The sequence below is a fragment of the Acinetobacter sp. EKM10A genome (assembly GCF_011075215.1).
GTDB classification, from domain to species: domain Bacteria; phylum Pseudomonadota; class Gammaproteobacteria; order Pseudomonadales; family Moraxellaceae; genus Acinetobacter; species Acinetobacter baumannii.
In genome coordinates this window covers 1-20,324 of sequence record NZ_JAALLK010000016.1, presented here as the reverse complement: position 1 = coordinate 20,324, position 20,324 = coordinate 1, and the positions used below count along the sequence as shown (strand labels likewise).

Annotated in this window: 18 protein-coding genes; 12 read left to right on the top strand and 6 right to left on the bottom strand. The window is 38.3% G+C overall.

The window, feature by feature from the left end:
* Nucleotides 1-46: 46 nt before the first annotated feature.
* The 6 genes from G9371_RS16040 (at nt 47) to G9371_RS16015 (ending at nt 7,132) form a co-directional block, all read left to right on the top strand.
* On the top strand, nt 47-1,513 hold the full coding sequence (locus G9371_RS16040; protein ID WP_000927323.1) for a TolC family protein: 1,467 nt from the start codon (nt 47-49) through the stop codon (nt 1,511-1,513).
* Nucleotides 1,510-3,651, top strand: a complete 2,142-nt coding sequence (locus G9371_RS16035; RefSeq protein ID WP_000988402.1) for a type I secretion system permease/ATPase — start codon at nt 1,510-1,512, stop codon at nt 3,649-3,651. The genes G9371_RS16040 and G9371_RS16035 overlap by 4 nt, the downstream gene beginning before the upstream one ends.
* A complete protein-coding gene (locus tag G9371_RS16030) occupies nt 3,648-4,838 on the top strand; it encodes an HlyD family type I secretion periplasmic adaptor subunit (protein ID WP_000003555.1) in 1,191 nt (396 codons plus the stop codon). The genes G9371_RS16035 and G9371_RS16030 overlap by 4 nt, the downstream gene beginning before the upstream one ends.
* Before the next feature lie 92 nt (nt 4,839-4,930).
* Nucleotides 4,931-5,530: an IMPACT family protein gene (locus G9371_RS16025; RefSeq protein WP_000885987.1), complete on the top strand. Its 600-nt coding sequence runs from the start codon at nt 4,931-4,933 to the stop codon at nt 5,528-5,530.
* The gene (locus G9371_RS16020) at nt 5,523-6,134 is read left to right on the top strand and encodes a chloramphenicol acetyltransferase CAT (RefSeq protein WP_000132356.1); all 612 of its coding nucleotides are present in this window, start codon (nt 5,523-5,525) and stop codon (nt 6,132-6,134) included. The genes G9371_RS16025 and G9371_RS16020 overlap by 8 nt, the downstream gene beginning before the upstream one ends.
* Nucleotides 6,135-6,289: 155 nt before the next feature.
* Nucleotides 6,290-7,132: a universal stress protein gene (locus G9371_RS16015; RefSeq protein WP_001082436.1), complete on the top strand. Its 843-nt coding sequence runs from the start codon at nt 6,290-6,292 to the stop codon at nt 7,130-7,132.
* A gap of 116 nt (nt 7,133-7,248) precedes the next feature.
* Here G9371_RS16015 and G9371_RS16010 read toward each other — a convergent pair whose 3' ends face one another.
* From G9371_RS16010 to G9371_RS15985, 6 genes are all read right to left on the bottom strand, one after another.
* Nucleotides 7,249-7,917, bottom strand: a complete 669-nt coding sequence (locus G9371_RS16010; protein ID WP_001186835.1) for an O-methyltransferase — start codon at nt 7,915-7,917, stop codon at nt 7,249-7,251.
* A gap of 139 nt (nt 7,918-8,056) precedes the next feature.
* On the bottom strand, nt 8,057-8,779 hold the full coding sequence (locus G9371_RS16005; RefSeq protein ID WP_001986294.1) for a D-Ala-D-Ala carboxypeptidase family metallohydrolase: 723 nt from the start codon (nt 8,777-8,779) through the stop codon (nt 8,057-8,059).
* A gap of 129 nt (nt 8,780-8,908) precedes the next feature.
* A complete protein-coding gene (gene fdxA / locus G9371_RS16000; RefSeq protein WP_000144889.1) occupies nt 8,909-9,232 on the bottom strand; it encodes a ferredoxin FdxA in 324 nt (107 codons plus the stop codon).
* 344 nt (nt 9,233-9,576) lie between these two features.
* Nucleotides 9,577-10,107 (bottom strand): GNAT family N-acetyltransferase, encoded by a 531-nt coding sequence (locus G9371_RS15995; protein WP_086221521.1) that lies wholly within the window; start codon nt 10,105-10,107, stop codon nt 9,577-9,579.
* 64 nt (nt 10,108-10,171) lie between these two features.
* A complete protein-coding gene (gene mutS, locus G9371_RS15990; protein WP_010590519.1) occupies nt 10,172-12,817 on the bottom strand; it encodes a DNA mismatch repair protein MutS in 2,646 nt (881 codons plus the stop codon).
* A gap of 273 nt (nt 12,818-13,090) precedes the next feature.
* Nucleotides 13,091-13,558 (bottom strand): Lrp/AsnC family transcriptional regulator, encoded by a 468-nt coding sequence (locus G9371_RS15985; RefSeq protein ID WP_001290075.1) that lies wholly within the window; start codon nt 13,556-13,558, stop codon nt 13,091-13,093.
* 118 nt (nt 13,559-13,676) lie between these two features.
* Between G9371_RS15985 and G9371_RS15980 the strand changes: the two genes are divergently transcribed.
* The 6 genes from G9371_RS15980 to G9371_RS15955 all read left to right on the top strand — a co-directional run bounded on the left by G9371_RS15980 (nt 13,677) and on the right by G9371_RS15955 (nt 20,185).
* Nucleotides 13,677-14,537 carry an EamA family transporter gene (locus tag G9371_RS15980; protein WP_165471287.1) on the top strand — a complete coding sequence of 287 codons (861 nt, stop codon included), beginning with the start codon at nt 13,677-13,679 and terminating at the stop codon, nt 14,535-14,537.
* 508 nt (nt 14,538-15,045) lie between these two features.
* On the top strand, nt 15,046-16,395 hold the full coding sequence (locus G9371_RS15975) for an EAL domain-containing protein (RefSeq protein ID WP_086221520.1): 1,350 nt from the start codon (nt 15,046-15,048) through the stop codon (nt 16,393-16,395).
* Nucleotides 16,396-16,525: 130 nt separating this feature from the next.
* On the top strand, nt 16,526-17,458 hold the full coding sequence (locus tag G9371_RS15970) for a lauroyl acyltransferase (RefSeq protein ID WP_029424242.1): 933 nt from the start codon (nt 16,526-16,528) through the stop codon (nt 17,456-17,458).
* A 321-nt stretch (nt 17,459-17,779) separates the two neighbouring features.
* Nucleotides 17,780-18,088, top strand: a complete 309-nt coding sequence (locus tag G9371_RS15965; protein ID WP_223241117.1) for a CorA family divalent cation transporter — start codon at nt 17,780-17,782, stop codon at nt 18,086-18,088.
* Nucleotides 18,089-18,294: 206 nt separating this feature from the next.
* Nucleotides 18,295-18,984, top strand: a complete 690-nt coding sequence (locus tag G9371_RS15960) for a hypothetical protein (RefSeq protein WP_000157168.1) — start codon at nt 18,295-18,297, stop codon at nt 18,982-18,984.
* 640 nt (nt 18,985-19,624) lie between these two features.
* Nucleotides 19,625-20,185 carry a TetR/AcrR family transcriptional regulator gene (locus tag G9371_RS15955; protein WP_002070076.1) on the top strand — a complete coding sequence of 187 codons (561 nt, stop codon included), beginning with the start codon at nt 19,625-19,627 and terminating at the stop codon, nt 20,183-20,185.
* Nucleotides 20,186-20,324: the final 139 nt, after the last annotated feature.

Below are 20,324 nucleotides of genomic sequence, written 5' to 3'. Positions count from 1 at the left end.
AAGAGTAAGAGGGATATGTAGAAAGCAGGCTTTCCTGAAAGGGCTTATGCTTTTAAGTACACTACATGTACCTGTCGTGATATACGCTGCTAAGCCAAGTGAGCAATACCACACCCTGAAAGAAAACTTGTCACAACTTTTTGTCCCTAAAAGTAGTGATGACTTTAAAGTTGCCAAAATGCACAAGCTTAGTAATTTTAAGCTAGACCGTTCTATTGTGCAGGAATTTCCTACTGTTCAACTTAATGATAATCGAGCTTCATCTTTTTCTAACTTGCCATCTAGAACGATGACATTGCAAGATGCGGTAAAAATTGCCATTCAGCGTAGCCCCGATATTTCACAATCTATTGCAACTTTAGCAGGTCAAAATTCAGGAGTTGATGTTGCTAAAGCCGGTTACTATCCCCAGCTTTCAGGAGGGATTACGACTGGTGATTTAAGCAGTGGAGAACGAGGTCGGCAGTTATTAACCTTAAGTGCTACTCAAATGCTTTATGACTTCGGTAAAGTCAAATCAGGTGTTGATGTTGAAGAAGCGAAAGTTCAGGTTGAACAAGCCAATGTCTTGGTTAGCGTTGATACTCTAGCTTTGGATGTTGCACAGACCATTGTGAATATTCAGCGTTATCTACAGCTTAATAAAATTGCTGAGCAGCAAATTGCCGGTATTCGACGTATTCAGGAAATTGCTAACCTGCGTGCAAACGCTGGTGTCGCGAGTCAAGCAGACCCAATTCAGGCGCAGTCATATTTACAGGCAGCGCAGTCTGCTTTGATTGCTCAGCAATCATTATTACGTCAATATCAACAGCATTTAAGAACCTTATTAGGTGCAGATGTTAGTCATACTGGATGGATTATTTCCGATGATCTCGTGAAGCAATCCGATCTTTATGGTGAACCTGAGTTTAATACTATTCCAAAAATGATTGCCGCGCAGGCAGGTGTTGAGGTTGCAAAAGCTCAAAAACAACAAACCCGTTTAACCCGATATCCGACCTTGGCTGTGAAAGGTTCGGTAAGTCAGGCGATTAATGGTAAAAACCCGAATAACGACAAAGATGACGGTTTATATAGTTCAGTCATGCTTGAAGCAACCAGTCAGTTTTACCAAGGTGGTGCTACCGCTTCACAAGTAAAAATGGCAAGTTATGCCGAAGAAGCTGCAAAAGCCAAAGTGAATTCGGTGTATATGGATGTTCTGGACCAAATTAGAACAAGTCGCGAACAGATTGAAAATAAACAGCGTCAAATGCAGGTTTTGGCAAGTCGCCAAGCAACAACGGTTCGTACACGTGAACTCTATCAAGAGCAATACAAGCTCGGTACGCGTTCATTGGTCGATTTATTAAATGCTGAACAAGCTATTCATAGTGCCAACTCAGAACTCGAATCAGCACGTTATGACATTTATAGCAGCATTGTTCAGTACATTGAAGCAACAGGACGTTCCCGCCAAGCCTATGGCTTAAATAATATTTCAATTCAGGGGTTCGAAGTACAACCATGATGACAAAAATAAATTACCAGCCTTGGCTACAGGCGGTCTTAACTATTGCTAAACATTATCGAATAGAGCCTTCAGAAGAAAGAATTCGTTTACAACTTGATTGGAACCAAAATCAGAATTTAGATAACGTCTTGCAGTTAATGACACGTCAAGTCGGTCTGAATCTTCGTAAGGCACCATTTTCCTTAGATTTACTCAACCCATGGCGTTTACCTGTCATGGTGGAGTTTAATGATGGTCAAGTCGGTGTAATCGATAAGGCTGATACCCAAGGAAATGTGAGTATCCAGTTCAGTGGAGATCAGGGCCTTTCACAAAGTTTATCTTTAGACGCTTTAAAAACTACACTTAAAAATGTCTATATCTTGCGTCCTGAAACGTCTATCCCAGATGCACGTATTGACGAATATATCAAACCTTATGAAGCCAACTGGTTCTGGTCAATCGTTTTAAGAGACTGGAAACGCTACGTTGATATTATGTTTGCCTCGCTGATTGCCAATGTGCTGGCACTGGCAACCATTATTTTCTCGATGCAAGTGTATGACCGTGTGGTTCCATCCCAGTCAATACCCACTTTATGGGTTTTGGCGGGTGGTGTACTGATTGCCGCTCTTTTTGAGTTTACCTTACGTGTTTCACGAGTATATTTATCCGATATTATTGGTAAACGTGCTGATTTACGTGTGTCGGATCGTGTATTTGGCCATGCCTTAAGAATTAAAAATAAAGATCGCTCAAAATCTACAGGTAGTTTTATTTCCCAGATTCGTGAACTCGAAGGCGTTCGTGAACTGGTCACCTCAACTACAATTAGTGCGATTGCCGATTTTCCGTTCTTTTTCCTGTTCTTAGTAATTTTTGCCATTATTGGTGGAAAACTGTTCTGGGTAATGTTACTTGTTGTGCCGCTTATGATCTTGCCAGGTATTTTGGTACAGAAGAAGCTGGCTCAACTGGCACAAGAAGGCATGAGAGAATCTTCAATTCGTAACGCAATTTTGGTAGAAGCGGTGCAAGGTATTGAAGACATTAAGCTCTTACGTGCTGAATCAAGATTCCAAAACCAATGGAACCATATGAATGAAGTCTCAGCCGACATCGGTATGAGACAGCGTAAAATTGTGGGTACCTTAATGGCTTGGACCCAAATGGTTCAGGGTTTAACTTATGCCATTGTGGTGTTAGTGGGCTGTTTTGCGGTAATGGACGGTGAAATGACCACAGGTGCGTTAGTCGCATGTTCAATTTTATCTTCGCGTATGTTAGGGCCAATTGCCCAGATTACGGGCGTATTAGGTCGTTTACAACAGGCAAAAGTTGCTAAGCAAAGTTTAGATGAGCTCATGCAGCGTCCGATTGATCAGGCCGACCGTTCACATCTGGTACACAAAGCTGTTTTAAATGGCGACTATGAATTAAAAAATATCTTGTTCCAATATGGAGAAGAAGATCCGAGACCAAGTCTTGCGATCCGCCATTTAAAAATTCGTGCCGGAGAAAAAATTGCGATTTTGGGTCGTAATGGTGCTGGTAAGTCAACATTGCTTCAGCTTTTATCTGGCATGCAGGTTCCAACTCAGGGAGCTGTGCATTTAGATGGACTCGATCTTTCTTTAATCGACCCATCAGATGTACGCCGAGATATGGGGCTACTCAACCAGAATGCACATTTATTCTACGGAACAATCCGTGAAAACCTGACTTTAGGTGCACCGCTTGCAACAGATGAAGACATTCTTCGTGCATTGGTAGTAACAGGTGCTTTATCTTTTGTTCAAGAGAAAAAAGAAGGCTTGGATTACTTGGTTTTAGAAGGAGGCGTTGGTTTCTCTGGTGGTCAGAAACAAGCGTTATTATTGGCTCGTTTATTGATTCGTCAACCGAATATTTTATTGCTTGATGAGCCGACAGCAGCCATTGATGATGTTGCAGAGAAACAATTAATTGATCATCTCAAAGGATGGTTAGCACACCGAACGTTGGTTGTGGCGACCCACCGCCGAGCTGTTCTTGAACTAGTGGACCGTATTATTGTTGTCAATGAAGGCAAAATCGTGATGGATGGACCACGAGATCAGGTACTTAATCAATCTACAGCCCAACAAAAACAAGTGAGCCAAGGGGGCAATTCATGAGCGAACAACAACAAGAACTTACCCGTTCAATGAATGTATCTTATAGTGAACCACCATTACCGCGTGCCAGTTTAGTCATCTGGATCGTGGGCATTGGTTTAGTGATTTTCTTTATCTGGGCATGGTTTTTTAAGCTTGAAGAAGTTTCAACCGGTACAGGTAAAGTTATCCCATCATCTAAAGAACAGGTCATCCAGTCTTTAGAGGGCGGTATTTTAACTAAGCTAAATGTACAAGAAGGCGATATTGTCCAAAAAGGGCAAATTCTTGCTCAGCTTGACCCAACCCGTTTTGCTTCAAATGTGGGTGAGTCGAGATCTTTATTAATTGCAGCTCAAGCCACAGCAGCACGTTTACGTGCGGAAGTGAACGGTACACCATTGGTTTTCCCTGAAATAGTTGCACAAGATCCGAAGCTTGTTCATGAAGAGACTGCTTTGTATGAATCACGCAGAGCCGATCTTGAACAAACGCTTTCAGGATTAAGACAGGCTTTACAACTGGTTCAGCAAGAATTGGCCATGACAGAGCCTTTGGTTGCCAAAGGTGCTGCTAGTGAGGTTGAGGTTTTACGCTTACGCCGTGAAGCAAATGATTTGCAAAACAAGATGAACGATGCACGTAACCAATACTACGTTAAAGCACGTGAAGAGTTATCTAAAGCAAATACTGACACGCAAACTCAACAACAAGTGGTCATGGGCCGTAACGACAGTTTACAACGTGCCGTATTTAAAGCCCCTGTGCGCGGTGTGGTAAAAGAAATTACAGTGACAACGCATGGCGGTGTAATTCCACAAAATGGTAAGTTAATGACCATCGTTCCAATTGATGAACAGTTATTAATTGAAGCCCGTATTTTGCCACGTGACATTGCATTCATTCGTCCTGGTCAAGAAGCTTTGGTTAAGATCACGGCCTATGACTACTCAATTTATGGTGGTTTAAAAGGTAAGGTTACGGTTATTTCTCCAGATACCATTCGCGATGAAGTGAAACAGGATCAATTCTATTATCGTGTTTATATCCGAACTGACTCCGACAAGCTTTACAATAAAGAAGGTAAAGCATTCGGTATTACACCGGGTATGGTGGCAACTGTAGATATTCGTACTGGTGAGAAGACTGTACTGGATTACTTACTTAAACCATTTAATAAAGCCAAAGAAGCATTAAGAGAAAGATAAGAAAAAAAGCCCCGAAATTCGGGGCTTTTTTATAGGTTTGCTTCTATTAAATTCACGTTATAATTTGATTTTTATTATGCTTTATTTCATTTATGGCTTTTACGATTGCATCACCCGTTACTTTTGAAGAAGAAATTAAAAAAAGTAGATTTCAGGCGATTGCTGCGCCAGTAGAAAATGAACAGCAAGTGAAAGAGTTTTTAGAATTAAATAAAGATATCTCGACCACACATCAATGTTGGGCATGGAAAATTGGGCATAACGTTCGCTTTAATGATGATGGAGAACCATCTGGTACAGCGGGACGTCCAATTCTGGCAACTATTGAAGGAAATGACCTGACTAATATTATTGTCATGGTGAACCGCTGGTATGGCGGTATAAAACTGGGAACTGGTGGCCTTGTTCGGGCGTATGGTGGTTGTGCCGGACAATCATTATTGTTAGCTGAACGTATTGAACTGATTGCTAAGAAAACGATTCATTTTTCTTGTCATTTTAATGAATGGGCTATCTTTCAGTATGAGCTGACACAGCAGCAAATTGAATATCAGGAAAGTTATACTGCAACAGGTGTCGATATTGAAGCGAGGCTACAGCTTCACCAAATTGAACCACTCGCTCTAAAACTGCGAGATGTGACTCGTGGTCGCGAAGAATTAAAAGTTGAGGAGGAATTGACTGATGACTGATTCTTTACTCAAGTACCGCGAGCAACATAAACACCGTTTAAATTATATGCCATGGCTATATTGGACATTGAAGCCCAAACACCGTGTTTGGGCGGAAGAATGGCAAAAAGAATATCAGGCTTATTTAATGGATATGGAAACGGTCGAGATCGGGGAGAACTGTTTTATTTCACCGTTAGCCCATATTTTTGCCGAGCCAGGTCGGAAAATTAAGATTGGTGATAATTGTTTTATTGCGGCAGATTGTAGTTTGCATGGACCGCTTGAGATTGGTAATGAGGTTGCAATTAACCACCACTGTATTTTAGATGGCGGTCGAGCAGGCATAAAACTGCATGATCAAGTTCGTATTGCTGCTTATTGTCATCTCTATGCATTTGATCATGGCATGCAACTCGACCGTCCACTTTACCAACAGCCGGTTCGCTCACAGGGTATCGAAATTGAAAAAGATGTTTGGTTAGGTGCGCATGTGGGGATTAAAGACGGGATTAAAATTGGAAAACATGCTGTAGTTGGCATGAATAGTATGGTGACAAAAGATGTGGAGCCGTACCATATTGTGGGAGGAAACCCAGCAAAATTTATCCGTTTAAGAGAATAATGCAGTCTCAAGAATGTAATAAAATGTTTGATCTTTAAACAAAAAAGTGGATTTTAATACATAAACCTTAACATACGGATTTTTATCTATGTTAAGTTAAAGCTAAGTTATAGAAAAATCTCCAAGGCAAATAGACCTGAAGAAGAGAGGCAAAAATGAACCGTGTTATTGCGTGTATTGACTCATCACCTTGTATTAATGCTATTGCAGATGCAGCGGCTTGGGTTGCGAAAGCAACTGGACGAGAGCTTGTATTATTACAAATTCTAGATTACTACCCGGCAAGTTATCACCTTGGTGAAATTAGTGGCGTAATCGGCTTTGAAAGCAATGCAATGTTGCTTAAAGAGTTAGCTGAATTAGAGCAAAAACAAAGTGAACTCGCTTTAGATTACAGCAATAATTTACTCAGACATATCTCTGACTTAATTAAAGAAAAACACGGAATTACTTGCTCAAAAATTCAGGAAAAAGGGGATTTTCTAGAGCAAAGTTTTAATCTCTTACACGAAAACGATATCGTGATTTTAGGTCGCGTAGGCGAAAGAGCTGCCGAAAAACATAAACCGATTGGCAGCAATGTTGAAAACTTTATCCGCGGTGCAAATTGTACGGTTTTGACCATTGGTGAAAACTTCAAAGTACCGACACGTTTTATTTTTGCTTATGAATACTCTCCGACATGTCAAAAGATGATGCGCCGTATTGCGCAAAGTGACTTATTACGGACTTTACAGTGCCATTTAGTTTATGTCGGTGACCATCCTGAAATATTGAATGAACCAGAGCATTACTTGAAACAAGCGGGACTAGATGTAGTGACCGTTTATAGATACGGCGATGTGGCGCAAAATATTCTAGAGTACCAACAAGAACACGGCATTCAAATTATTGTGCTCGGCGCATTTAGCCATAGCAAAATACATCAGTTCTTCTTGGGAAGTATTGCAACCACGATTTTCCGTAACGCGACTGTACCATTACTTGTGGCTAAATGATGAGATTTGCATATAGTTATCCGCAAATCTTGTGGATAACTATATGGAAAAGCAGGGGTAATAAAAGTAATTTATTGATTATAAATAATAAAATGAAAAAGATGATTTTTTAACCATTATTTCACAATTGCAATTGCAAAACCATCATGACCTTTTGAGCCAACCGTTTGTAAAGCTGTGCAAGACAAAATTTGCGGATGATTTTCTAGGGCTTTAAAAGTTTCACGAATGCCTTCAATACTTGGTTTTTTGTTTTCAGGATTCAAAATATCACCAGCACGAATGACATTATCTAGCACAATAATAGTGCCCGATTTTGAAAATTTGAGACTGAGTTCTAAATATTCCGGATAGCCCTGTTTATCGGCATCGATAAAGATAAAATCAAAAGGCTCAATCGACTGAGGATCAATTGCAGAAAGTACATCGGCAGCACGGCCTAATTTAAGGTCAACTTTTACAGGCAGGTTGGCATGATCGATATTCTTTTGAGCCATTTCTGCATGAGTATCACGACCTTCAATGGTAAGCAAATAGCCATCTTCAGGCAGTGCACGTCCTAACCAGATTGTACTGTAGGCAGCAAAGGTCCCAATTTCTAAAACACGCTTGCATTTATTCATCTGAATGAGCATTTGCAAGAACATTCCTTGATTTGGAGCAACTGCAAGATGATTTGAAAAGCCGTGTTCGTCGGTATTTTTTAATGCAAAGTCGAGTCGAGGATCTTCGGGAATTAAATGTGAATCGATATATTCGTCAATGTCTGTCCACATCTGCTGCATAGTCAAATTTACCTGTATGTTGATAGGCGTATTTTAAACGTTTATGACTAGAGTGCAAAAATCTTCGATTCAAGAAATTTTGGTTGATTATAGAATGAGCAAATCCCCTTAAACTGAAGCGCATAAGGGGATTTATATTTTAGAAATTACACATTGACGTATTGCGGGTTAGGTCAGGTCCCCAAGTACGATAGCCTTGAGTATCAATATGGATTTGTCCTGAACTATATAATCCAATACCTAAATTTAAACTTTGGCCGTGCTGAGCCCAGAACTGACACAATTTAAACTTCGTATTTTCAATAAACGCATAGTCTTGTGGCTGTGGAACTTCTGGCCCAATACGGAAATCGATGGCAGAGTTAAATAAATGCTTAGAAGAACTTGCGCCGCCTGCACATTCATTTAAAGGTAAGTCTCGGTAAACTGAAGTTACCTCAAAGTCGGTTAAAACTTTTGCGGCAATAAGATATTTAAAGACACGTAAGGTCGATAAAGAATTATTCCAAAGTTCACGGTTAGGTACCGCATATTCTGAACGGCCACACTTCTGCCAATCACGAGCGGATCTTAATAATTCAAAACTTGGTACGATACCTGCTACATCATGACGCGCCAGAAATTTTTCATATTCGCGTACACGTTCATAATGATCGCCTGTATTTAACCAAGCGCGATAGGAAGCAGGTTCAACTTTAGGTGGAATTGGACGTTCGATAATAACGCGCTCTTGAGGAATAAAGATGCGCTTACCGCTTGGAGAGGTTTTGCCTGTTGTTGTGTGTTGAGGAGAGCTGGCGCAACCCACCATAATCGCAGGGATTATGCATAGGGGCAGCATGCTCTGCAAAAACTTCCGCATAAGAAAAATCAAAAGCTTATAAATATTGCGCCTATTTTAATGCAAAACAGTGCACAAATTACGAGGAATTTGCAATGAAATGTTTGAATAGGGTATAAAAAAGATCAGCGGTTGCTGATCTTTTTGAAATTATTTTTCTAGATACTGTAACTTATCTGGTTTGCCGTTCCATTCTTCGCGGTCAGCAGGTTGTTCACCAATTTGAGTAATGTTAGGCCACTTTTGAGAAAGTTCAGCATTTAATTCAATAAATACTTCTTGACCTTCTGGTAGCTCATCTTCAGAGAAAATTGCATTTGCAGGGCATTCTGGTTCACACAATGCACAGTCAATACATTCATCCGGATTAATCACTAGGAAATTCGGACCTTCGTAAAAACAGTCTACAGGACAAACTTCTACGCAATCTTGGTATTTACATTTAATACAATTTTCAGTGACAACAAAGGTCATGGCGACAGCTACCTAAAAAATATGGTTTCATTTCGAATAGCTTATTTTAGGCAAAAAAGGGGTAAACAAACAATTGCTTTTATTGATATTGTTTATTTATACATATGAAGATAAGTTAATACATTGATATTCAAAAGAATGTTTCAGCTTAAATAAGAGCTAAATTATAAAATTAGGATAATAATAAGTTTTATAAAACAATAGTTTAAATAATTTTTTTGTCATGAGTTTTAATGTCATTTGGGTCAAGGTATCTGTTTAGGCAGACACCTCAACTACAACATTTACTTTTAAATTTTGCCTCTATGTTGAATCGATAAACAAAAAATCTTTAAGTAATGAGCTTAAAGTGTACAAAGTAAATGGATGTCTTCTGGTTCAAGTTCCCATAATTGACGATCTGGGTGCTTTAATACGACCGCGCCATGCTTTATATAGAAATCTACTGTACGCTTACTTGGAGTGGCTGAAATATAAAGTTGATTGGCTTCCAATTGCTTGGCCGATTCTTTTGCCGCTTGCATCAGCTTTGCACCAATACCTTTGCCTTGTTGATCGGCATCGACATAAAAATATTGCAGTAATTTTGCATCGGGATAATCAGTAATAGTCTGATTCGAGACTACACTAATGCCAGCCAACTGTTCAGACGCATCAAAAGCACCGATAAATAAAGCCCCTTGTTCATAAAGTTCTTTTAATTTGGGCGGATCATTTTCTAAATGATAAGCATCCCAATGTTTAACATCATAAAAACAATCTGTTAATTCTAAGTGTTCTTGCTTTTGTAAGTAGAGTTGGGTAATCAGTTCACGACGATTAATCTGTTGCCAAATTAAATCGATCTCTGTGTATTGTAGTGGCCTTAAGAAAATAGAAATTTTATTCTCCTTAAAGTAAGAGCAAACATGCCTATACACATGTTTGCTCAATGATTGATTATGAATTAAGCGCTGCTTTTAGCTCATAAAGCTGTTCAAGTGCCTGACGAGGAGTCAGGTTGTCTACTTCGATTTGCTTAAGTAAATCGAGGGCAGGTGAAGAGACTTCAACTTCTATCACTTTCTCTATGACTTGAGTGCTTGGGGTAACTTCTGAATCTAGAGTTGCAAACAAATCACTTTGAACACTAGTTTGTAAATGCTGCTGTTGTTGCTTCTCTAAAATACGTAAACGCTTTTGAGCTTCTTTAATCACATTAGCTGGAATACCGGCTAATTTTGCAACTTGTAAACCATGACTTTGGCTCGCTGGTCCTTGTTGGACTTTATGCAATAAAATGAGATTGCCGTTTAACTCTTGAGCAGTGACATGGTAGTTATCAATACCAGGTTCGCTACCCAACTCTGTTAATTCGAAATAGTGAGTTGCAAACAAGCAAAGACATTTAACGCGTTTGGTTAAATCAACCACACAAGCCCACGCTAAAGAAAGACCATCGTAGGTACTGGTTCCGCGACCAACTTCATCCATTAACACAAGCGATTGATTCGTCGCATGGTGCAAGATTTGTGAAGTTTCAGTCATCTCAACCATAAAGGTCGATTTGCCTGTCGATAAGTCGTCGGCTGAACCAATACGGGTAAAAATACGGTCGATTGGGCCAAGTTTGGCAGCTCGTGCCGGAACGTAACTACCGCAGTAAGCAAGCAAACTAATTAATGCTGTTTGGCGCATAAAGGTAGACTTACCGCCCATGTTTGGACCGGTAATAATTGCCATACGGTGCTGCACATCAAGGAAAGTATCATTTGGTGTAAATGGCGCTTTACTTAACGCTTCAACTACAGGATGACGGCCACCTTGAATCTTAATACCTGTTTCTGGTGTAAATTCAGGGCGTGCCCAGTTGTTTAAACGCGCTTGATGAGCAAAGTTTGCAATTACATCAATTTGTGCGATTGCTGAACTCATCATTTGTAGGTGAGCAATATTTTCACGAAGGTTTTCAAGTAAAGCTTCAAATAATGCTTTTTCACGAGCTAATGCACGCGACTCACTGGATAAAACTTTATCTTCAAAACTTTTTAGTTCAGGCGTAATGTAGCGCTCAGCATTCTTTAAGGTTTGACGGCGAATATAATCGGCAGGGGCTTGTTCGGCTTGAGCGCGAGTCAGCTCAATGTAGTAACCACTCACACGGTTATAACCGATTTTTAAAGTGCTAATACCAGTACGTTCACGCTCTTTTATTTCTAAATCAATGAGGAATTGACCTGCATGATCACGAATTTGGCGTAATTCATCAAGTTCAGCATCATAACCTTCTGCAATTACATTGCCATCACGAAGTAATACAGGCGGATTTTCAACAATCGCAGCCATTAAATGTTGATGAAGCGCTTTAAAGTCACCCAATTCCTGATCGAGCTGTCCTAATAACTTAGATTTCTTTGCTTGTACAACAGGTGCTAAAGCATTCCGTAAAAATGGAATTTGCGCGCAAGCATGACGAAGTTGCACTAAATCACGTGGTCGCGCACTACCCAGCGCCACACGACTAAGAACACGTTCAATATCACCAATTTCTTTAAGCACCATACGAACTGGGCTTTCATGGTAGCCTTGAATCAATTGCTCAATCGCATCTAAACGTGCGTCAAGTAATGCTGTATCACGGACAGGCTGCATGAGTATTCGGCTAAGTAAACGTCCACCCATTGCAGTTTGGCAATCATTCACAAGTTGAAATAAAGAAGTTCCGTGCTCAAACAAAGGTTCAATAATTTCCAAGTTACGGCGCGTGATTGGGTCGAGCGCAATAAAATCAGTACTTTGTTCTAAAAGAATTGAACGGATATGAGGTAACGCCGTTTTTTGAGTTTCTTTGGCATAGTGAATAAGTGCTGCCGCGGCGGCTTTAGCCAAAGGTAACGGGTCTAGTCCGAAACCAGAGAGTGTTGATACAGAGAACTGGTCACATAAGGTTTTTTGCGCATTGTTTAAATTAAAATCGACATTTGGGCGCTTGGTTACAGGGCAATCTAAATGCTTTTTAATTTGTTCGATAATATTCGGGTCAACCAGATCTTCATCAATCAAAATTTCACTTGGCATGAGGCGAGCCAGTTCAATTGGAAGTTGTTCCGGTTTGTAGTCTTGTTGTTGAACTTTAAAAATACCCGCACTTAAGTCGAGTAAAGCAAAACCGATCTGGTTTTGATGGATACATAGCGCAACAAGGTTAGACGACTGATAACTTGTAAGTAGTGCGTCGTCGGTTAAAGTACCCGGTGTAAGAATACGAACAACTTTGCGTTCAACCGGGCCTTTGCCAGTAACTTCGCCGACTTGCTCACAAATAGCTACAGTTCGGCCGGCTTTTACTAAACGCGCCAAATAACCTTCGGCTGAATGGTAGGGAACACCTGCCATTGGAATCGGGTTGCCATTTGCTTTACCCCGATGGGTTAAGGTAATACCTAAAAGTTTGGCTGCTAAATGCGCGTCTTCAAAGAACAATTCATAAAAGTCGCCCATACGATAAAACAGCAACGCATGTTGATAGTCTTTTTTGACTTTGAGATATTGCTGCATCATTGGAGTGTGGTTGGAGAGATCAGCCATGATTTCAGCGCTATTCATGCGTAATAAACCCTTAAAAAAACGAAAAATCTACTTTTGGTTTATTAACCAATTTCAAGTCTTTAAAAATGAATGTAATTCAAGAAAAGTACAACAACTGGATGAACTTTAGAATCAGCATCCCTAGTATAAAGTGACTTCAGACCATTCCAGTGGTGCAATGGTAACAAATTTGAGTTATCGAAAAAAAGTGATCAAGCATTGAAATAGAGGTTGAATGTAGCAAGACATAAAAATAGAGCGATTGGGCCTTTTAGGCCAAGGATTGAAAATTTAAATATTCAACTCAAAGTTTACTTTTACGCGATCTAAAACAATGAGTGTTCTATAAGTTTTTACGTCTTCATTATCAGCGAAATGTTTTCTAACTAAACTTTCAAAATGAGATAAGTTATTGCTCAGCATGATAATTATAAATGAGACTCCTCCATTTACGAAGTAGCACTGTTGAATTTCTTCAACAGAAGCAAAGTATAGCTTCGCTCTGTCCATAACTACTGAACGGTCTTCGCTAAGGCGGACCTCAATAATGGAAGTAATTTTTTCACCAAATTTGAGAGGATTTAAGATAGCGCAATTTTTTAAAATAATTTCCTTTTCTTCCATCCGAGTTATACGCCTTTGTACAGATGCAGCGGATAGACCGATTTTTTCAGAAATTTCTCGATGGGAAGTTTTATTGTCTTTTTGCAGTATTCTTAAGATCGCATAATCAAAATTATCTAAAGAAATCTCTGACATGAGTAAATCTCTCATTAAATGTTAAATATAGAGTTATTTAATCGTTTTACCGTGAAAAATAGAAGAAATATATTGATTATAGAGAATTAAAATTTCAATCATTCCCAGAGCGGTAAATATGATGATTGAGACAAACTCCAAGCAAGGCATGGCATTTGCAGCCGCATTTTTATCTTTAGTTTCTGTACAGATCGGCGCAGCAATAGCAAAAGTCCTTTTTCCGATTCTTACTGCTGAAGGAGTCACCTTAGCTCGACTTGCCTTATCGGCCTGTTTCTTATGGATAGTCTTTAAACCATGGCGACAGTGGAATAAACAGACCAATTGGAAAAATCTAATTATTTATGGATCAATCCTCACTTTAATGAATACATTGGTTTATAAAGCTTTTTCTTACATGTCTGTTGGGATTGCGATTTCCATCGAAGTGTTAGGACCACTTACGGTTGCTATTTTAATGTCTAAAAATAAATTAGATTATTTTTGGGGTGGATTATCTATTATTGGTTTGCTTCTTCTACCTATGGACAATGCCAATAATAACTTTAGTTTTATTGGCATGACGTATGCTTTATTAGCTGCAGTGGGTTGGGGACTGTATGTGATTTATGGCTCAAAAGTTGCACAAGGTGGTGGCAGCTCTGTTGCGACTGGAATGTTTATAGCGGCTTTATTTGCAACACCTTTAGGTGTATCTCACATTATCCATATTTTTGATAGTTATAAGATTCTTTTTACATGTTTACTTATGGCGATGCTAGCAAGTGCTATTCCATTTATATTAGATATGATTGCCATGAAAAAACTGCATCCTCGAGTTTTTGGGATTTTACTAAGTGCGTCACCCGCAGTCAGCGCTTTGGCTGGTTGGCTGATTTTAGATGAACGATTAAATAGTTTTCAGGTTCTAGGCATAACAATTATTATGGCATCGTGTGCAGGTTGCTCTTATTTCTCTTATAAACGCAATAAGGTATAAGCTGAGACTACTATATTATTAAAAAATAAATATTTCTGGTAAACATGAGATAGCCCGATCAAAAAATATGAGATGGGTATCTCATGGGTTCTTTAGCTTTTAGCTCCAACCTCAGAACAACAAAGCTCACAACTTGGTCATTAGCAGCATAATTAAGCACACATGTGCATTATTTTAAATGGTCCTATTGATGAATCTAAATAATAAAAATATTTAACGCAAAAATTGTAATTCACTAATTTTTCTGCACTTAAAGGCTGTACCTGAGAGTCATAGGCATGTATCGTTAAGTCATGATACTTTAAAATTATAGAGTGTTTAAAAAGCAGTATCGTTCAAGTGACCTAATCGGGCTATACCATTAAGGTGGTTAAAACTTGATCTCAAAATAATAAGTACAAATCACAATGGGAGAAATGATTACGTTTTATTGGTAAATATTGAAATGGAGTATCAATGACCAAGCTGGCTGGGGTCCTTTAAAGAAATATTTACGGTTGGTTTATTTATGATAACTTCGTCTTACTTTAAAAAACACAAGAAAAATTACCGCTCCCTAAAGGACCAGCAGCTTACAATCGCAGCCAAAGCAAATATCTTTATTTGTATTATTTTTTGCTTGTTTTGGACTATATATTTTGCATTTGCCCAAATGTGGGTGATTGTTTATATGGATATCTGTTTCACACTAATTTCCATATTTAGCTTTTTTCTTATTTATATAAACCGTATTTCGGCAGGGATACTTTTATCACAAGCGGTTCTACTGGTTTTTCCAGTTGTCTTTTGCTTATTTTTCGATGTCGCTACGCCTGATCGCCCTCGAGTGGCCCATTTGTTTTTACCTGCCGGAGCGATATTGGGGTATTTGAATTACCGTAGAGAGCCAAGCTTCTTACAAATTGTTTTAATTTTACTGTCGATTGGCTGCTTTATATTTTTTAGTGGCAGCTCTTTTACTCTCGATAGTGCCATACCTTTATCAGAAGATATTCGTGATCATGGTGGGTGGATAGCCACTTTTGTCGCTACTCTTATGATTTGTATTTCAATTTATACCATGCAATTAGAAATACAAATAGAAAGCAGTATGGAGCACAATCTACGTTTGGCACTCACTAAGCAACAATTTGAGCTTTTTTATCAGCCCCAAGTTAATTCGTCAGAAAAGCTGATTGGTGCGGAAGCCTTGTTAAGATGGCATCATCCGGTTTTAGGGTATATTCCAACAAAAGAGTTTATTCCGGCAGCAGCAACTTTTGGGTTAATGCCAGAGATCGGAGAGTGGGTATTGGCCGAAGCCTGCCAAGTTTTACAAGACTGGAGTAAAAAAGAAGAGACCAAAGATCTTACGCTTTCAATCAATATTAGTGCTGATCATTTTATGCAATCTAACTTTGAGCACACTGTGATTAGTCTGGTTCAGCGGTATGACTCCAATCCATCTCGGCTTATATTAGAAATTACTGAAAATATTGCTTTAAATAATTGTGCGAGCATGATTGAAAAAATGCACTTCTTGTCTAAGCATGGTATTCAGCTTTCACTTGATGACTTTGGTACAGGGTATTCATCGTTAAGCTATTTACAAAAAATGCCCATTAAACAAATTAAAATTGATCGCAGCTTTGTACAGGCAGCTTTAGATGATAAACGCAGCAATAAATTAGTGACGGGTATAATTAAAATTGGCCTAGATTTAAACCTTCGCGTGTTGGTAGAAGGAATAGAAACGGCTGAACAGTTTAGTGCTTTTAAAAGTAATGGTTGTACCGAGTTTCAGGGCTATTTATGGGGCTGTCCAATGTCTTTAAATGACTTTATCAAGCAATTGCCCATCAAGACCGATAAAGAATAAATCGGAGCACTCACCAGTACTGTTTAGCAGTTGTTTGCTAGATTGAGCCTAATATTAAGACACACTTTACAAACGTATGTAGAGTGCGAGTGTGTTAGGATGAATTTCTATACCTCTAGATATTTACAATATGACGAAACCTGAAGCGCAGTATCAATCAGGGCAATTTCAATTTTCCTTTCTATCATTAAAATATTGGGGTATCTGGTTCACAGCTTTTATTCTAATGTTTCTTGCGTACTTGCCTTGGGCAATCCAGTGGCGCTTAGCAAAACTATTTTCAAAAATTGCTTGGACACTATTGGCTTCTAGAAGGAAAACGACTTTAAGAAATTTAGGTGCATGTTTTCCTGAAAAAACACCTGAGCAAATTGAAGCCAAGGCTAAGTCGGTTTTTACCGATACGATGATTGGTATATTTGAAGCCTTAAATGCTTGGTATTGTCCTGCATGGTTTAAAAAAAGAGTTCATATAGAAGGCTTGGAACATCTAAATGACAATCGGGATCGCGGTATTCTGCTTTTAGGCACGCATAGCACATTACTCGATGCCGGAGGTGCTGCATGTACGCTATTTTTTGATATGGATGTGGTGTATAGACCTCAAAATAATCCTTTTATGGATTTCCTCATTCATCGTAGTCGCGCTAGGGTTCATAAAAATCAGATTGCAAAAGACAACATGCGTAGCTTAATTGAAAAACTCAAAAATGGTCATGCAATCTGGTATAGCCCTGATCAGGACTTTGGTTTAAAGCAAGGTGTCATGGCTTCATTCTTTGGAATACAAGCAGCCACAGTCACGGCACATCGAAGACTCATGGATATTTCAAACGCTGTTGCAATACCATTATATTTTTACAGAAGCGGGGATATTCGAGATCCTCAATATAACGTACTAATAGAACCTAAACTTGAAAATTTTCCTAGCGAATGCGAAGTGAATGATGCTGAACGCGTCAATAAAATTATTGAAAACCAGATTCGGATCGCCCCAACACAATACATGTGGTTTCATAGAAGGTTTAAAACTCGTCCTGCTGGTGAAGCGAAGTTTTACTGATTTTGTTATGCCTTTTTATCCAGTCAACTGAGAGATTTAAAGGCCTTTAAACCGAGACTTTATAAATCCTAAATTAACAATAATTTTTTAATTATTTATCCTTAGTTTTTAATGATCTAATTTAAAACAAATGTCATTTTGTGTGCTTGACTGTATGGGGCTTGGCTACTAACCTTCGTAGCGGTAGGACGGAGGTGGGACGCCTTGTGCGTGCCGGTTTCTAGATGACTGGTCTGTCAACCCGCCTTCGTTCTACCACCATCATTTGATAGTGATTTGGTAGAACCGCAGATTTTAGTATCTAAACTAGCTTGTGACGTTGTGGAAGTTAAGAAATACGCGTCATTTGAGTATGAACAAGTTAGATATCTTCAGAATGCTGTCACGAATATTAAACAAAACCAAATTGTTAAGGTCTTTACTATTATTACTGCTGTGTTTTTATCACTAACATTGGTAGGTACATTTTATGGGATGGACTTTGATGTAATGCCTGAATTATCTTGGGAGCACGGTTTTTTATATTGTATGATACTTACTTTAGCAGTAGCGATAATACCTTTAGCATATATTAAATACAAAGGTTGGTTACGTTATTCTATATCCAGAATGTGCTCTTTCCGAATATAAAAGGGCATAATAAAAGTATTTTAAAAAGATGAGCGTATATTTCCTTCTATTAATTCTTTTCATTTTTTTTGATTTCATTTAAAACATAAAGTAAAGTTTGCTCGCAAGATATTAAATAAAATGCATGGCTTTTTATAAATATTATAAAAAGCTTTTGATGAGTTTTATAAAGCTAAACATATGATTCCAAATTGTAAAATATAGATATGGCCTCTAAAAACTTTCTTTCTACGCTGCCACGGAAAATTAAAGAGAACAAAGGGAGTATAGCTATATGTTTTATTCTTTTTATTATTCCTTTATTTGTATTTCCTACTTATCCTAAAAACGAATGGCAGTACGAAATATATCAATACATTACACAAATTATGCATGTGACTATTGGTACGAAAGGGCCATTACCGTTTTTTACGATTCTTTACAGCCTTTATATAACCATAGTCATGTTCATTGTTGGTTGTGTTATATGTTATTTTTTTATTAGAAAATATGGAATTAATAACGCTTATCAAGAGGAAATCTATAAATTATTTTTCAAAGCCGAATTTGAATCTTCAAAAAAATACCGTTGGTTAGAAAAGCCTCTAATTAAAAAGACTTTAGTCTCAAGTACCTTTGCTGGGTGTTTTGTCATGGGAATTATTCACTTTATTGAGGATGATATTACTCAGCAAAGACCTAGACGTAGAGGTGGACTTATAGCATTTAGTTATAATTACAGAGTCGGGGTGATGTTTTGGGAAATAGTAACAACTGTCTTTAGCATTTTCCCGATTTTTTATTTTGGCTTGTTATTCTTATATATCATTAATTATTTTTTTCGCGGGTTAGGTACAGGTAAAGTGGTTGTTTTAGAAAAAACTTCAAACCCAAAATTCAGATCTTCTAATAAATAATTATAAGTAATTTTCAAGTGAAAAGGATTTTTATATAAATCACAAATGAACAATAAATTTTAATTATTTATCCTTACTTTTTAATGATCTATTTTAAAACAAATGTCATTTTGTGTGCTTGACTGTAATAGGGCAGAGCACTATCCTTTGCCTGCTGGCCACATTGCCAGTCGGTTTTAGCAGGCCGTATTTACCCAAAGCACACGAAAAAGTCTCTCTTTTTTGTGGGCATCCTTACGTGCCCCCTCTGCGGCGGAACGGGAGGGGGACATCTTCGGATGTGCTGATTTTTGGGTAAATCAGTCTGCTAACCCCTTTTCGTTTCGCCACCATAATCATTTAGCAGTGATGTGGCGAAACTTCTTTCTTACCCAAAGGAGTTCGCACATGCGTACTATTTCTTATTTATTGGCTTTTGCCAAATTCTCTCTATTGATACCGCCGAAACAGTCTTTAAAACGGCTCTAGGTTTTCTACACCTTAAGAATCGTTACGACTAAAAAATCATATCAACAACAAAACTCGAGATAGGCGAGCACACCAATTGTGCGGCTTTTGCATGCCTGTATTTAGCACTCATTTTAAGAGTGACGGCATTTCTATCTCTGTACATACAACAAGAATTTATAACGGTAAAACTATGCCAAATTTAGAAACCTCTTCTAAAAAATTACATATTATTCGTACCGCTATTCGTTTGTTTACCACACATGGATTCCATACAACAGGCGTAGACCTGATTGTCAAAGAATCAGAAATACCGAAAGCCACCTTGTATAACTATTTTCACTCAAAAGAACGACTTATTGAAATGTGTATAGCTTTCCAAAAAAGTCTACTTAAAGAAGAAGTGCTTGCGATTATCTATTCAAGCCGTTATTGCACGCCAACCGATAAGCTCAAGGAAATAGTAGTTTTACATGTTAACTCTAACAGTCTGTATCACTTGCTACTTAAAGCTTTGTTTGAAATTAAAGTGGCTTACCAGCAGGCTTACCGTATGGCAATTGAGTATAGAAAATGGCTGACTCGTGAAATTTTTGAACTGATTTTTAGCTTAGAAACACGTGCCTTAAAACCCGATGCCAACATGGTTTTAAACTTAATAGATGGCTTGATGTTCGGGTTTTTGAGTACAAAGAGTTTGGATGAAAGGGATGTGGTGGTGGAGTATTTTTTTAAGCCAACTTGTTTGAGGTAAATGAGTTATTTAAATAAAAGGATGTATGGTTTGCTTGATTTTTATTAGATGAGCAGACCATATAGAGGTGGATCAGGAAATTTGAACAACACTTATAAGTGATATTTTGCTCCCCAAATGATGTTATAAACATCAATAT

What these genes read in the sequence shown, in the direction of transcription:
- G9371_RS16020 (WP_000132356.1), top strand. Translation starts at nt 5,523, where the DNA reads ATGACTGATTCTTTACTCAAGTACCGCGAGCAACATAAACACCGTTTA.
- G9371_RS16010 (WP_001186835.1), bottom strand. Translation starts at nt 7,917, where the DNA reads ATGCAGCAGATGTGGACAGACATTGACGAATATATCGATTCACATTTA.
- G9371_RS16025 (WP_000885987.1), top strand. Translation starts at nt 4,931, where the DNA reads ATGGCTTTTACGATTGCATCACCCGTTACTTTTGAAGAAGAAATTAAA.
- G9371_RS15975 (WP_086221520.1), top strand. Translation starts at nt 15,046, where the DNA reads ATGATAACTTCGTCTTACTTTAAAAAACACAAGAAAAATTACCGCTCC.
- G9371_RS16030 (WP_000003555.1), top strand. Translation starts at nt 3,648, where the DNA reads ATGAGCGAACAACAACAAGAACTTACCCGTTCAATGAATGTATCTTAT.
- G9371_RS16035 (WP_000988402.1), top strand. Translation starts at nt 1,510, where the DNA reads ATGATGACAAAAATAAATTACCAGCCTTGGCTACAGGCGGTCTTAACT.
- G9371_RS15985 (WP_001290075.1), bottom strand. Translation starts at nt 13,558, where the DNA reads ATGTCAGAGATTTCTTTAGATAATTTTGATTATGCGATCTTAAGAATA.
- G9371_RS15960 (WP_000157168.1), top strand. Translation starts at nt 18,295, where the DNA reads ATGGCCTCTAAAAACTTTCTTTCTACGCTGCCACGGAAAATTAAAGAG.
- G9371_RS15970 (WP_029424242.1), top strand. Translation starts at nt 16,526, where the DNA reads ATGACGAAACCTGAAGCGCAGTATCAATCAGGGCAATTTCAATTTTCC.
- G9371_RS15980 (WP_165471287.1), top strand. Translation starts at nt 13,677, where the DNA reads ATGATGATTGAGACAAACTCCAAGCAAGGCATGGCATTTGCAGCCGCA.
- G9371_RS16005 (WP_001986294.1), bottom strand. Translation starts at nt 8,779, where the DNA reads ATGCGGAAGTTTTTGCAGAGCATGCTGCCCCTATGCATAATCCCTGCG.
- G9371_RS15955 (WP_002070076.1), top strand. Translation starts at nt 19,625, where the DNA reads ATGCCAAATTTAGAAACCTCTTCTAAAAAATTACATATTATTCGTACC.
- G9371_RS16040 (WP_000927323.1), top strand. Translation starts at nt 47, where the DNA reads ATGCTTTTAAGTACACTACATGTACCTGTCGTGATATACGCTGCTAAG.
- mutS (WP_010590519.1), bottom strand. Translation starts at nt 12,817, where the DNA reads ATGAATAGCGCTGAAATCATGGCTGATCTCTCCAACCACACTCCAATG.
- fdxA (WP_000144889.1), bottom strand. Translation starts at nt 9,232, where the DNA reads ATGACCTTTGTTGTCACTGAAAATTGTATTAAATGTAAATACCAAGAT.
- G9371_RS16015 (WP_001082436.1), top strand. Translation starts at nt 6,290, where the DNA reads ATGAACCGTGTTATTGCGTGTATTGACTCATCACCTTGTATTAATGCT.